Annotated in this window: 13 protein-coding genes; 11 read left to right on the forward strand and 2 right to left on the reverse strand. The window is 39.2% G+C overall.

Translation table 11 applies throughout. The features are described 5' to 3' along the window. Positions 1–34: 34 nt before the first annotated feature. Entirely contained in the window at positions 35–238 is a 204-nt protein-coding gene (locus AC3ANV_RS00265) for a hypothetical protein (protein WP_488311710.1), read from the reverse strand. Between the two features lie 197 nt (positions 239–435). Here AC3ANV_RS00265 and AC3ANV_RS00270 point away from each other — a divergent pair, with 197 nt between their 5' ends. The 8 genes from AC3ANV_RS00270 to AC3ANV_RS00305 all read left to right on the forward strand — a co-directional run bounded on the left by AC3ANV_RS00270 (position 436) and on the right by AC3ANV_RS00305 (position 8,639). Continuing rightward, entirely contained in the window at positions 436–1,059 is a 624-nt protein-coding gene (locus AC3ANV_RS00270; RefSeq protein WP_488311711.1) for a TetR/AcrR family transcriptional regulator, read from the forward strand. A gap of 13 nt (positions 1,060–1,072) precedes the next feature. Then, positions 1,073–1,957 (forward strand): ABC transporter ATP-binding protein, encoded by an 885-nt coding sequence (locus AC3ANV_RS00275; RefSeq protein ID WP_488311712.1) that lies wholly within the window; start codon positions 1,073–1,075, stop codon positions 1,955–1,957. Positions 1,958–1,963: 6 nt separating this feature from the next. Further along, the gene (locus AC3ANV_RS00280; RefSeq protein ID WP_488311713.1) at positions 1,964–2,761 is read left to right on the forward strand and encodes an ABC transporter permease subunit; all 798 of its coding nucleotides are present in this window, start codon (positions 1,964–1,966) and stop codon (positions 2,759–2,761) included. Between the two features lie 15 nt (positions 2,762–2,776). Further along, entirely contained in the window at positions 2,777–3,574 is a 798-nt protein-coding gene (locus AC3ANV_RS00285; RefSeq protein WP_488311714.1) for an ABC transporter permease subunit, read from the forward strand. A 507-nt stretch (positions 3,575–4,081) separates the two neighbouring features. Next, positions 4,082–4,432 carry an ASCH domain-containing protein gene (locus AC3ANV_RS00290; RefSeq protein ID WP_488311715.1) on the forward strand — a complete coding sequence of 117 codons (351 nt, stop codon included), beginning with the start codon at positions 4,082–4,084 and terminating at the stop codon, positions 4,430–4,432. Positions 4,433–4,449: 17 nt separating this feature from the next. Further along, positions 4,450–4,884 carry a DUF2269 family protein gene (locus tag AC3ANV_RS00295; protein WP_488311716.1) on the forward strand — a complete coding sequence of 145 codons (435 nt, stop codon included), beginning with the start codon at positions 4,450–4,452 and terminating at the stop codon, positions 4,882–4,884. A gap of 161 nt (positions 4,885–5,045) precedes the next feature. Continuing rightward, entirely contained in the window at positions 5,046–6,773 is a 1,728-nt protein-coding gene (locus AC3ANV_RS00300) for an ABC transporter ATP-binding protein (protein WP_488311717.1), read from the forward strand. Beyond that, positions 6,774–8,639: an ABC transporter ATP-binding protein gene (locus AC3ANV_RS00305; protein WP_488311718.1), complete on the forward strand. Its 1,866-nt coding sequence runs from the start codon at positions 6,774–6,776 to the stop codon at positions 8,637–8,639. 51 nt (positions 8,640–8,690) lie between these two features. Here AC3ANV_RS00305 and AC3ANV_RS00310 read toward each other — a convergent pair whose 3' ends face one another. Then, positions 8,691–10,469: a metallophosphoesterase gene (locus AC3ANV_RS00310; RefSeq protein ID WP_488311719.1), complete on the reverse strand. Its 1,779-nt coding sequence runs from the start codon at positions 10,467–10,469 to the stop codon at positions 8,691–8,693. Between the two features lie 284 nt (positions 10,470–10,753). On the opposite strand from AC3ANV_RS00310, the gene AC3ANV_RS00315 reads away from it, so the two are divergent. The 3 genes from AC3ANV_RS00315 (at position 10,754) to AC3ANV_RS00325 (ending at position 14,297) form a co-directional block, all read left to right on the forward strand. Beyond that, on the forward strand, positions 10,754–11,428 hold the full coding sequence (locus AC3ANV_RS00315; RefSeq protein WP_488311720.1) for a hypothetical protein: 675 nt from the start codon (positions 10,754–10,756) through the stop codon (positions 11,426–11,428). A gap of 132 nt (positions 11,429–11,560) precedes the next feature. Further along, entirely contained in the window at positions 11,561–12,628 is a 1,068-nt protein-coding gene (locus AC3ANV_RS00320; protein ID WP_488311721.1) for a hypothetical protein, read from the forward strand. A 463-nt stretch (positions 12,629–13,091) separates the two neighbouring features. Next, complete coding sequence (locus AC3ANV_RS00325) at positions 13,092–14,297, forward strand: MFS transporter (protein ID WP_488311722.1); 1,206 nt, start codon at positions 13,092–13,094, stop codon at positions 14,295–14,297. Positions 14,298–14,498: the final 201 nt, after the last annotated feature.

A 14,498-nucleotide genomic window follows, 5' to 3' on the forward strand; every position in this document is an offset into this window, starting at 1 on the left:
CACCGTGCCAAGGAGTCAAACAAAAGGTATCAATTTAAAATTTTTCATTTAAAGAGGGAGGTAAATCGTGGGAAATGTGGTGTTCAAATGGAAATGGATGCTTCCGGAAAATCTCTGCAACTCTCTCTTCCCCGCCAATACCAGCCTCTACTGATGCTTGTTTAGCCGCCGGCAAAAGTTGTGCGGGATGGCCTGCGGATAACCGATTTTGAGCAAATAGTAAACCGTCTAAAGTCAATGATGGATCCCTGTCTTTAACATTAATGGTCCTTCACCTCCATAAATAATAAGCCTCACATGCATCTTAGCATATCTAATAACGATACTAATACCGACAATAAAATTTCAAAAACTAACTGTTGACCGAAGTAGTCAACGGAGTTACAATGTCATTGACTACTATGGTCAACAGTTATAAAGAAAGGGGCTGCCAGTATGTTTACGAAATTTCTTAACTTAGATATAGAAAAACAAGACCGAATAATTAATGCGGCAATAAAGGAATTTGCCCAGAAAGGATATGAGAAAGCATCGACAAACGAAATCGTCAAAGAAGCGGAAATATCGAAGGGATTGCTGTTTCATTATTTCGGCAATAAAAAGAAACTGTATTTATTTTTGTTTGATCACTGCTGCGAAATGATTGCCGATGAATTTTACAAAAAAGTGAACTTAACAGAAAGGGACTTTTTTGTCCGAATCCGCAAGGCTGTCATGATCAAGATGGATTTGCTGAATAAATATCCCGATATTTTCAAATTTATTGAAGAAGCCTATTTCGAGGAATCACCGGACGTGAAAGGTGATTTAGAAAAAAAGATCAAGCAACTAAATGATATCAATATTGGCAAGATTTACGAGGGCATTGATATTTCTAAATTTAGAGACGATATGGACATCGAGAAAATCTTAAAGATCATCACATGGACTATTGAAAAAATTAGCGAAGAGGAGCTTCTCCAAGCAAAGCAAACGCCAACACATCAAATCGATTATGATAAGGCTCGTTTGAAAGCGGAAGAATACTTCGAGATCTTAATCAAGCTTTTTTATAAATAAGGGGGCTGTTACGATGAATGTGATTGAAATTAAGAACCTAACAAAGACCTACGGCAAGGCAAGAGGAATAACGGATATCAGCTTTCACGTCGAAGAAGGCGAGATTTTCGGCTTCATCGGTCCGAACGGTGCAGGGAAATCAACGACAATCAGAACACTGCTCTCACTTATATACCCTACAAGCGGCAGCGCTACGATTTTTGGAAAAGACTGCATACAGTTTGCTCCGGAAATAAAAAAGGAAATTGGCTATTTACCATCAGAGGTATTTTATTATGACAATATGAAGGTAAAGGACCTATTAAAATACTCAGCTAGTTTTTATAAAAAAGATTGCAGAAAAAGAATCAAAGATTTAGCGGAAATCATGGAGTTGGACCTTAATAAAAAGATAGATGACCTCTCATTGGGGAACAAAAAGAAGGTTGGGATTGTTCAAGGACTGCTCCATGAACCAAAACTGATCATTTTAGATGAACCTACGAGTGGGCTCGATCCCTTGATGCAGCAAAAATTCTTTGAATTGCTAGAGTTAGAGAATAAAAAAGGCGCGACGATTCTATTTTCATCCCATATTTTAAGTGAGGTCCAAAGATTATGTAACCGTGTGGCCATCATTAAAGATGGTAAAATTGTTACCGTTGAAAAAATTAGTACCTTACAAGAAAACAACTATAAAAAGTTCAAAATTGAAACGAAGACCAAACTGGACCAGGATTATTTCAAAATCAGCGGTGTTAACAATTTAGAGGTAAAGGATAACGTTTCCAGTTTTTTATTTAGAGGAAATATTAATGCTGTGATGAAAAAGATAGCTGAAATTGAAATTGCCAATCTATGGATTGAAGAGCCGGACCTTGAGGAGATTTTTATGCATTACTACGAAAAGGAGGCTTAAGGAGCTATGAATATACTTTTACATGAATTAAGGGCTTATCGGAAATCTACAATCATCTGGTCCATATCCTTAATTTTAATAATGGTTCTTTTTATGTCGTTTTATCCTTCCTTTGCAAAGGATTCAGAGGCATTTAAAAAAATACTCGAAGGTTATCCTGCGGCGATAAAAAATGCATTAGGATTAAACCCGGGAAATTTCTTTACTATTTTGGGTTTTTATTGCTTCCCATTATCTTTTATTACGCTTTGCGGCGCAATACAGGCTATGAATCTCGGCACCGCCATTGTCAGCAAGGAAGTACGTGAAAAAACAGCCGATTTTCTATTATCAAAGCCGGTTACCCGCTCTACTGTTTTGACAGCCAAGCTGCTGGCGGCATTAATCTCCATCGTCATTACGAATATCGTTTATATAACGGCTGCGAACGTAATGGCCAACCAAGTCAAGACAGAAAAATTTAGCTTCAAATTATTTATCATGCTTTCACTCACCATGTTTTTTATTCAGCTGATATTTCTTGCCGTAGGAATTATCGTTTCCGTTATCGTTCCTAAAATTAAATCAGTATTGACCGTCTCACTTGGCACCGTTTTTGCGTTCTATTTTCTTGGCATGTTTAGCAGTACGACCGGTGATGAAGCGAAACGATATCTTTCGCCGTTTAAATACTATGACACTGCCTTTATCTTGAACCATTCCAGCTATGAAGCTTCATTTTTAACCGTTGGTGCAGGCTTCATTGTTCTGGTTATTGCGGCGAGTTATGTTGTTTATGTCAAAAAGGATATCCATGCTGTTTAATGGAGGGGATTGGTCATGAATATATTTTTAAAAGAATTAAAGTCACATCGGAAATCGCTCCTATTTTGGAGCATTGGTGTCTTTTTAATGGTTGCATCAGGAATGGCGAAATATGCTGCGTATTCATCATCGGGCCAATCGATAAACGATCTGATGACAGATCTGCCTAAGTCGTTACGTGCCGTTTTCGGCATTAGTGCGATGGATTTATCGAAGGTTAGCGGCTATTATGCCATGCTTTTTCTTTATTTATTATTAATGGCGACAATCCATGCTGCGATGCTCGGAGCAACGATTATTGCCAAAGAAGAGCGGGACAAAACCTCTGAGTTTTTATTCGTAAAACCGGTATCAAGAAGCACGATCATTACAGCAAAATTAGTGGCAGCATTCACAAATATCGTGATTTTTAATCTCGTAACCTTTCTTTCATCGATTGTACTCATAGGCAAATACAGCAAAGGTGTGGCGCTAAATGGCGATATCGCCCTATTAATGGTCGGAATGTTCATTTTACAGCTGTTGTTTTTGGTAATCGGTAGCGCACTCGCTGCTGTAAAAAGGAAACCAAAAACGGCTGCATCACTGGCGACCGGCATCCTATTGCTCACGTATATGCTGTCGGTCGTTATTGATTTGAATGAGAACATGGACAGCTTAAAATACTTTACCCCTTTTAAATATTTTGAAGCAAAAAATATTATGTATGGCGGCGGATTGGATCGTATCTGTGTGGTCATCTCCATCGTTTTAATAACGGCACTTTCGATGGTAACCTATGTGTTTTATAAGAAGAGAGATTTGAAGGGATAATGCCAAAATAGTTTATAAAGTAAAATTAATTTCCCGGGAACGGTAAAAATTCCGCCGAACATGACGATGACAATCATGATGGCTCCGTGCCATGTTATAACCCGCTTCCACTCTATAATGTAACAAGAGGCAGCTTGACCTCCTCATTTGATTAGCCTTAACCATTCGTAACTGTCTGTCTCAATGAGGTTTTGCAGGGAAGCATTACCTCGCTTTTCTTTTACTGTTCCCATTTCCTTTTCCAGGTATAAATAGTTTATTTTGGGAACACAATAAACCGAAAGAAATAACCCATTCCAATGTAAGAAGAATCTTAAAGACCGGGATCAAGGTAACCGGTGTCATGTATACCGATGTGACAACACACCGCGATAAGGGCGGCCAGGTCGTTTAGGTGAAAAGTTATCTTTCTTAAGCTAAAAGCGCCTATTCCCCTGGGTGTGTGTTAAACGAGGTAACAATAGTGTTAATGTGATAAAATAAATTCGAATAAAGGAGGAGAAACAAATGACTCAACAAAATGAAAATAAAACATTACCGCCAAAAACGTGCTCAATTGAACGGTTAGTTACAATGGAAGAAGACGTTAAAAAAGTGCTTTCAGGAGAGAAAACCGCAACACGCAGGAACGGAAGATATGCCGATCCAGGTGAAATTATGACCCTTGAAGGACGCTCGTTTGTAGTGGAAAATGTATATTCGCAAAGCCTAGGCGAGTTAACGGATGCTGATGCGCGCCGCGAGGGCTTTGAGACGGTCGAAGACTATAAACAGTCCATTCTTTCCATTCATCCGGGAATGCCGTGGCTGCCGCAAATGAGAGTTTGGGTGCATGAATTTCGTCCTGTTCAAGATTAAATAGGTATACCATGGACATGTTCTACCGCTTTCTTGTGTATTTACATATTTTGAGTGTCATCATGTCCATTGGTCCGTTTTTTGCGTTGATTCCGATGGCTAAAAAACTGCGTAAGGCGGAAGGCGAGGTACAAAAAGTGTACCTCGATTCTTTCCGGTTTGCTGTCAGGTTAACGAAGCATGCAGGTCATATCTTAGTTGTATCAGGCATTCTTTTAGTCGCGCTGGGACCGTGGACATGGAAAACCTCTTGGATTGTCATGACCATTATCATCATGATGAGCTCGCTCTTTTTCTTGGCCCGTGCCTTCTCCCCTATTTTAAAGAAGTTTATCGATGTTGGGCATGATAGGGAACTGTTAGTAAAAAAGCTTTCTTGGACAACCATTGCCTACATCCTTCTTTTACTGTTGATGCTTTGGTTTATGGTCACAAAACCTACCCTTTGGTAGTGAACGAAGCAATAGCCTAAATTTAGTGGCTGTTGCTTTTTTATATACTAGTTTACTATTTTTTTACGTTAAAATTTGTTTAAACGCTAACGGCGAAATTATAATGAGAGTATTCCATTTCGACTTCCGAATCATTTTTAACAAGCAGGGGTGAACGATACATGAAGTTTTTATCCAAATACGCGAGGAAGTATTGGAAACTCTTTAGCGTGGCTGTATTATTTCTAACCTTCGAGGCGCTTTGTGACCTGATGCAGCCAACAATTATGTCTAAAATTATTGATATCGGCGTTGCCGGGAAGGACATCCATTATGTGTTAAAGATGGGCGGGCTTATGCTGCTCATTACCGCATTCGGTGCGGTGTCAGCTTCAACAAGAAGTGTTGTGGCCAGTATTGTTTCTCAAAATTTTGGAACGGAGCTTAGGTCCGATTTATTTAAAAAAATCCAAACCCTTTCGTTTAGTAATATTGATCAGTTTGACAGAGCCTCATTAATCACAAGGCTGACAAATGATGTGACACAGGTGCAGGTATTTGTGAATGGCTTAATGCGGGTTTTTGTGAAGGCTCCGCTTTTGGCCATTGGCGGGTTAATTATGGCATCAAGATTAAATTTACGACTATCAATTGTATTAGCGGTCGTTGTACCAATTGTTGCTTTGTTAATCATCCTTAATATGAGAATGGGATTTCCGCTTTTCTCCCGCGTTCAGAAGGCGTTAGACCGGGTAAACAGTGTAATGAGGGAATATTTATCCGGAGTTCGGGTTGTAAAGGCATTTAATCGTTTTGATGTCGAGGTTAGTAAGTTTACAAAAGCGAATAATCAATTTAGAGATCAATCAATTTCAGCTAATCGTCTAATGTCAATTTTCAGTCCCTCTATTATGCTGACCGTTAACCTTGGTATTGTGGTCGTTCTGTGGATTGGCGGCTTAGGTGTAAATACAGGCCATATTCAAGTTGGACATATCATTGCATTTACCAACTATATGACGCAAATATTATTCTCGTTAATGATGATATCGATGGTATTTAATATGTTTGTAAGAGCAAGAACGTCAGCTGTGAGAATTGGAGAAGTATTTTTGAAGGTTGATAATCAAACATGGAAAAGTGAAGCCACCTCGGTATCTACTGAAAAAGGAAGAATTGACTTTGAAAATGTCTCCTTTTCTTATGATGGAACAAGCGGTGAACCAGTATTAAAGAATATTAATCTCACCTGCTTACCGGGGGAAACGGTCGGAATTATCGGTTCAACCGGGTCAGGAAAAAGTTCGCTTGTTGGGCTAATTCCCCGCTTTTATGACGTAAGCTCCGGAACTATTAAAGTGGACGGGGAAGATATTCGTCATGTCAGTCCAAAAAGGCTAAGGGAAAAAATTGCGATTGTTCCGCAAAAAACAGTTCTTTTCACGGGAAGTGTGGAAGAAAACATTCGATGGGGAAAAGAGGATGCTAGTGAAGAAGAGGTTGTTTCAGCGGCATCCATTGCTGGAGCTCACGACTTTATTTCTGCTTCACCTGAAAGTTACAAAACAAAAATTGGTCAGGGCGGCGTTAATTTTTCCGGGGGACAAAAGCAACGGCTCTCAATCGCAAGAGCATTAGTCAAAAAACCTGAAATTTTGATTTTAGATGATAGTACAAGTGCAGTCGACGTGGCTACAGAGGCAAAAATTAAAGAAGCTTTGAAGAAATACGCAAAAGGACTCACTTGTTTACTCATTGCTCAGCGGATTACCTCTATTATCGATGCCGATAGAATAGTTGTAATGGACCAGGGGGAAATCGTTGGGGTTGGAACCCATGATGAACTAATTCACGAATGTAGGGTCTACCAGGAAATCTTCCAATCACAAATTGGTAAGGAGGTGCTATAGATGTCGAAGAGTACAGAACAAACACAAAACAATCCGCCTATGCCGGGTCCTCCGGGGAGGCCCGGTTTTGGAGGTGGAGCCTTTCGAAGAGGACCGGTTGTAAAACCAAAGAACTTTAAAGGGACATTAAGGAGATTATGGGATTATTTTGGGAAAGAAAGAAACATGCTGACATTTGTTTTTCTGTTTATTATCATCGATTCGGCACTTACCCTATCAGCACCCTACTTAATTGGTAAAGCAGTAGATGCAATGAGTTTGCATAAAGGGAAGGTTGATTTTGGATTACTCGAAATGACAATCATGACTCTAACAGCTGCCTATCTAGGAGATGCCCTTCTTACCTTTTTACAGGGTTGGTTAATGGCTGGAATATCACAACGGATTGTAAAGAACTTAAGGGATCATCTTTTTAAAAAATTGCAAAAGCTGCCCATTGCCTTTTTTGATACGCGTACACATGGGGAAATGATGAGCAGATTTACCAATGATATTGATAATGTGAGCAATACGATCTCCCAGTCAACGACACAGTTAATGTCAGGTATTATTATCATTCTTGGGTCGTTAATTATGATGATCATTTTAAGCCCCATCTTGACATTAGCCAGCATCATTACCGTCCCGCTTGTTTTTTTACTGACACGCACGATTGCTAAAAGAACAAGCGTTTTATTTAAAGGGCAGCAAGATCATTTAGGGAAATTGAATGGACATATTGAGGAAACCGTTTCGGGAATAGAGGTAGTAAAGGCATTTAATCATGAGGGGAAAGTAATTGAAGAATTTGAAGTGGCGAATACATTGCTTCGTGATGTTGGGTTAAAAGCACAAATTTGGTCAGGGTTCCTTATGCCCATCATGAATGTGATCAATAATCTTGGCTTTACCCTTGTAGCAGTTGTCGGAGGAATACTTGCTGTAAAAAGTTTGGTCACGGTTGGGGTGATTGCCAGCTTCATTACCTACTCAAGGCAGTTTGTCAGACCGCTTAATGACCTTGCGAATATTTTTAACATTTTACAATCCGGTGTGGCCGGGGCTGAGCGGGTTTTTGAGATTCTGGATGAACAAGAAGAGCCTGCCGATTTGCCGGAAGCAATTCCATTGGAATCTCCAAAAGGCCATGTCGTTTTTGAGAATGTTAGCTTTGGTTATCGGCCCGATGTGCCAATCTTAAGGAATGTTAGCTTTGAATCAATGGTCGGCAGCAGTACCGCACTTGTCGGGCCAACCGGTGCGGGAAAAACAACAATTGTGAATTTGCTAACGAGATTTTACGATGTAACGAGCGGACGAATTCTTTTGGATGGCCGTGATATCCGCGAATATACAAGGGATAGCTTAAGAAGGTGCTTTGGCTTTGTCCTTCAGGATACCTATTTGTTTTCAGGAACAATCAAAGAGAATATTAAATACGGGAAACCAAATGCAACCGATGAGGAAGTAGAAAAAGCAGCCGGGATGGCAAATGCCGATACATTTATTAAACGGCTGCCAAACGGGTATGAAACAGAATTATCAGAAAACGGCGGAAATCTCAGCCAGGGGCAGCGACAGCTGCTGGCAATCGCCAGGGTAATCTTAGCGAAACCATCCTTACTTATTTTAGATGAAGCTACGAGCAGCATCGATACAAGGACCGAGCTTCATATCCAGGAAGCACTGCTTACCTTAATGGAGGACCGAACAAGCTTTATCATTGCCCACCGTTTGAACACCATCCGTGATGCTGACACCATCATGGTCATCGACCAGGGACAAATTCTTGAAAAAGGCAATCATGATAGCTTAATGGATCAACAGGGACGATATTATAACATGTTCTTTAACCAGTTTAAGAACGTAGAAGGTGCACTGGATTAATTAAAGGAAAAAGAGGTTGACCCGTTGTATGAGTCAACCTCTTTATATGTATTATTTTTTCCATACACCATTTGCTTGGAAATAATTTACCTTCCCGTCAATCGTATACATGTTTGTCACCATTGTTCCATCCGGCTTGAAGTAATACCACAATTTGCCTTGCTGCAGCCAGCCTGATTTCATAACGCCGCTATTATCAAAGAAATACCATTTGCTCAAGTTATAAAGCCATCCTGTTTTCATCGCGCCGCTGTTGTCAAAGAAGTACCATTTGCCTCCGGTTTTAACCCAGCCCGTTTTCATAACGCCGCTATTATCAAGGAAATAACGCTTTCCGTTATACGTAATCCATCCGGTCTTCATTTGCCCATCTTTAGTGAAGAAATACCACTTACCATTAGCAAAAGCCCATCCGGTTTGCATGGCACCGCTGCTCTTATCAAAATAATACCAACTATTGTTATAGAAAAGCCATCCGGTATATTTTGTTCCATTATTAGTAAAGTAGTACCAGGTAGAGTTGTTTTGGTACCAGCCTTTCCCGCCTGTCTTTGTTTTAAAGTTTACTTTAATAGGTTTCAGGCTTATATTGTCCCAGGCATCCGTCGCATAGATATCCAGGCTATAGGATGTGTCAGGAACTAAGTTATTAATAGTAGCTGATTCCCTTTGAGAAGGGTCCCAATAATGGGAATAAATATTTTGGAGGAATTGGCCCGAATTTTTAATTACATAACGATCAATAACCGTATCATCATTTCCTTGATTCCATGAAAACGATGCAGATGTTGAGCTAACATCACTTACATTTACATTGGAATTGCCGGTGAAATAAGGGTTGTTTGTTTCTTTAACCGTTTCCTTAAAGGGAATTGGAATCGTCGTTGTTCGAATCCATGTACCATTACTGAATTCTCTTGCCTTTAACTCTACCCTGTCATTATAAACATTCACAACATACCCTTGTGAAAGAGTTGGAACAGCTCCTCCCTCATACCAAGTGTAGGATGTAGAGCTTGTATTCACCATTGTAAAGCCATCCTGATAAACACTTCTAGGGTGATTTAATAGATAATGAGAATGTCCTGAAAAAAGAATTACTTGCGGGTATTTTTTTAAGATAGGAAGTAATCTTTTTACATCATCAAATCCGGCATTCCAACGCATGCTTCCATAGACTGTATTTTTAATGGGTTGATGTAAAAATACAAAAATTGGTCTTTTTGGGTCTGTGTTTTCACCGAGTTTTTTTTCAAGCCATTGATATTGTTGATCAGAAATATAGGCTGAATCATTTACACCCGGGTCTGTTTGAGCAAGAGGCAATAATGATTGATACGATAATTCCCCTGCTAATGAGATAAAATGGTATCCTTTAATCCATTTATCAAAATAGATAGTGGAACCGGGAGCTTTTTCATAGGACATAAATCTATTTTTCAACTGTTCATCTGTCATATGAGAGGTTTTGTCATAGGTTGGCTCAAACCATTCATGATTACCCATTACCATTACTTCTTCTGCATTTGGATTTTTGTAGGTTTCCAGGATGTCATTAAATGCTTGATATTCTTCTTGAAAACCACCCTCTGTCATATCTCCGACAACAGCAATCGTATCGTAATCAGGTGCGACACTTTTAAGGTCAGTTAGGGCCCTTTTTAAATTATCACTTGCCGTTTGTTTGTTTTTATTAATATGGGTATCACTGATTACAGACATCTGCAGGTTTGGCTGCTCCGTTGTTTCTGCTTTCGTATTACTTGCTCCGGAAGAGAAAATAAGTGCGGAAACCATTATGGAAGGCAGGAGCACAAAAATTTTTTTCATTGAATAGCCTCACTTTATAGTAGTATAAAAATTCCCGTAATGATTGGTTGAAAATGATTGTTAATTGGCCTCACTTCCTAATTGTTCTTAATTAAGCTAGAAAAAAATTCCGGCAAGTTTATAGTACAATATTCTTCCGCTAAAATATAAGTAATTTCATGCTTTTTTTTTGACAAATTACTATAGCAAATTTCTGCCATAGGTTAATTAATCGCCCCAAAAATACCAAAATATGATAATGTGTATTAGTAGTTTTATTGAAAATACAAAAGGATGATCCAATCGTGAAAAAATGGAAGATGATTGTAACTATTCTTGTGCTTCTCATTGCTGTTAGTACCGGGACCATTTATTATTTTCTTAATAGTAAAGAAGATAAGACCAATGATCCTAAAGTAGCAGGAATAGTGAAAAATGATTTCAAGATTCAGTTACCCGCTGACAAACCAAATCAGGTAACTGCCGGCAAGCAAACCGAGGTAACCAAAACAGGTACTCAAGCGGGGGGATCAGAAGCTCCCACGAAAAATAGCGGGGTCAGTAATGGGATAACTCAAAGTAAGACGGATTCGACTGCGACCGGCGGGAAAAATACAAGTGTGAAACTTACAGCGGCAGCGATTATTGAGAGATATCAGCCGGCCTTTAAAAATCTTGAAAGCCAGGCTGATGGGAAGATTAATACCCTTCTGTCCTATGCTTTTGATGAATATCAAACAAAGAAGGCAAATGGCGGGGAGATTTCCTTTTTTTATTTCTATTCAAAATACAATGGCGCGGCGAAAAAATTAGAAGCAAGCACGGATGCTTCGTTTAATTATATTTATGGCTCACTCGTGAAGGATTTGGAAAAAGAAGGATATAGCGCAAGTGAAGCGCAGCCCGTTAAGGATCAGTATTCGAGCATGAAAAAAGAAAGACGCTCGGCCTTATTGAATAAGGCAATGTCACATTTTTAAAAATTGTGAAATATTTTTGAAGTATATTGTAATAAAATGTCTTTTTATGTAAAATAAGGCTAATGCTTCACTACTAATCTGGTAATCTAGCCAATTTATGGGGGAGTCAATAGTACATATAGGGGGATTAACGTGAAAAAGGTTTTTGCATTAACAAGCTTCTTGTTTCTGTTTTTACTGGGTGTGCTTCCGGCAAATGCTTCTTACGCTGCTACCGTAAGCGGCACACCTGTACTATCAGGTATTAGTTTCATCACGAATAAGGGTGAAATTAAGGCAACAGGTTCTAATAACAACTTTACATTAGACTTAGTCGGAGTTCCTGGAGATATTCAAATTTCCAAGCTGCAAGTTACTTCTGATACAGCATGGACTTTATCTGTTTTAGAAAAAAATGACCCAATCTATCTTAGCAAACCTGATGATTTTGATATCAGGTTTACCAATGGTGTGGCTTATTTAGATAAGGCAAAGGCGGTAAACTGGGCAAGCAGAATGAATAACGGGGCGGAAATACCTGTCGATGCAAATAACTATCTAATGACAGTGCAAGATTTAAGAGACTCGGCTGCATTAATAGATTCTAAATCCCTGGCAGACCTAGAATCAAATTCAGATTCAAACTATGAGCCTAAATCTCCATATCATATCGTTCTATATGCGGTTGATAAAAGTGGAAAAGAATCAACTACGAACTTAACAATCGTTACCGAAGGCTGGAAGACTGTTAACGGCAAAAGGTATTATTTTGACGAACAGGGTGCAACAATAAAAGGTTGGTTTAAGTACAACAATAAATGGTATTTCTTTGATAAAAAAACAGGTGCAATGCTTTCTAACACTTGGGTTAAGGATGGAACGAAATGGTACTTCCTTAATACTGACGGCACGATGAAAACAGGCTGGATTTACAGCGGCAAGAAATGGTACTTCCTTGATAAAAAAACAGGTGCAATGGTTACTAGCAAGTGGGTTTTAGATGGTAAAAAATGGTACTATTTGGATGCTAGCGGTGTAATGAAAACAGGTTGGGTACAGGTATCGAAAAAATGGTACTACCTGGATGCTAGCGGTGCAATGAAAACCGGTTGGGTCCAAGTATCAAAAAAATGGTACTACCTATACAGTGATGGACATATGGCGTATAGCACCACTATTAGTGGCCACAAGTTAGGTAAAGATGGTGCAAGAATCAACTAATCAAGAGGAAAAGAGAATGCAATTGGCATTCTCAGGCTGTCGAAAAACCCTCGGCAGCCTCTTATTTTATTCAATTACTTTAATGATTAACCTCGTTAATTTGTCATAATATTGTTAGTATATTGGTTTCAACATGTCTGTTGATTGGCTCCCCAGGATCTCCCCGCGGAAAGCGAGTGCACGGAGCGGAAATCAATAGACCCATTTCCAGGGGCCAACAATAAATTTTGTATTTAGATTCTGACAAAATAAAAAATTGCCGAGAAAATACCCCTTTCTCGACAATCTGAGAATGCAATTGGCATTCTCTTTTTTTTCTGAGGAAGGTATTGTCGAAATTCGTGATGACAAGTGTAAAGACAACTGCTAGAATACTATTTGTTTAGTAGGAGAACATCCCTGATTGTAAAAAGAACGATTTGGGGAATAATAGTACAATATTGGTATGAGGCAGGAGATATTTATGGGTAATAAAAAGGAAATTTCGGGAAGGAAATTGCTCGGAATTGCCGGGATGGGCTGGATGTTTGATGCAATGGATGTGGGAATGCTCTCCTTCATCATTGCGGCGTTAAAAGTGGAATGGAATTTATCAGCACAACAAATGGGCTGGATTGGGAGTATTAATTCAATTGGAATGGCCGTTGGTGCACTGCTCTTTGGCTTAATGGCAGATCGAATTGGCCGTAAAAATGTATTTATCCTTACGTTGTTATTATTTTCAATAGGGAGCGGCGCTTCTGCATTTGCCACGACTTTAACCATCTTCTTAGTCCTGCGGTTTATAATTGGCATGGGGCTTGGCGGTGAACTTCCTGTCGCCTCTACGCTCGTTTCTGAGAGTGTACCGATGGAAAAGCGGGGAAGGATTGTTGTTCTGCTTGAGAGCTTTTGGGCAGGAGGCTGGCTGATTGCTGCTCTCATCTCTTATTTCATCATCCCGAAGTACGGCTGGCAGGTTGCAATGCTTATCAGTGCGATTCCCGCCCTTTATGCTCTATATTTAAGACTTGATCTACCGGACTCTCCCCGCTTTACGGCGGTAAAGGAAAAGGAAAAAATATCAGCCATACAAGGAATAGCAAAATTGTGGTCGAAAGAACATAGCCGCCGGACTGCCATGTTATGGATTGTTTGGTTTTGCGTCGTTTTCTCGTATTATGGAATGTTCTTATGGCTTCCAAGCGTAATGGTGATGAAAGGCTTTAGCATGATTAAAAGCTTTGAATATGTCTTGATTATGACGTTAGCGCAATTACCGGGTTATTTTACGGCTGCATGGTTTATTGAAAAATTCGGGCGGAAATTCGTATTAGTTGTTTATTTGATCGGTACCGCAATCAGTGCCTATTTCTTTGGTACCGCTAATACAACCTCTTTATTAATGGTATCGGGAATCCTCTTGTCCTTCTTTAATTTAGGGGCATGGGGCGGCTTATACGCCTATACACCGGAGCAGTACCCGACCATTATCCGCGGTACAGGTGCGGGTATGGCTGCCTCATTTGGACGTATTGGCGGTGTACTGGGACCTCTGTTAGTCGGTTATCTGGTAGAGCAAAAAACATCAATTTCTATCATTTTTACGATCTTTTGTATTTCCGTTTTGATAGGAGCATTCACAGTTCTATTTTTAGGAAAAGAAACAAAAAGAAAAGAATTAGTATAATATTTATCGTGTGAGATTCCTATTCGGGAATCTCATTTTTTTCTAAATTGTTATGAAAAAAATTTTTTTCACAAAATGTTTTAAAATGATAAAATCTTAAAAAATTAACCTTTTTTTACACTAATTAAGGATTATTCACTATTAGGGTGGTAAATAGCAAAATAGTTCTTTTTTTCTAAATTATATTAAAATAATGGACAA

It is taken from the genome of Neobacillus sp. DFD-2R, from assembly GCF_057747865.1.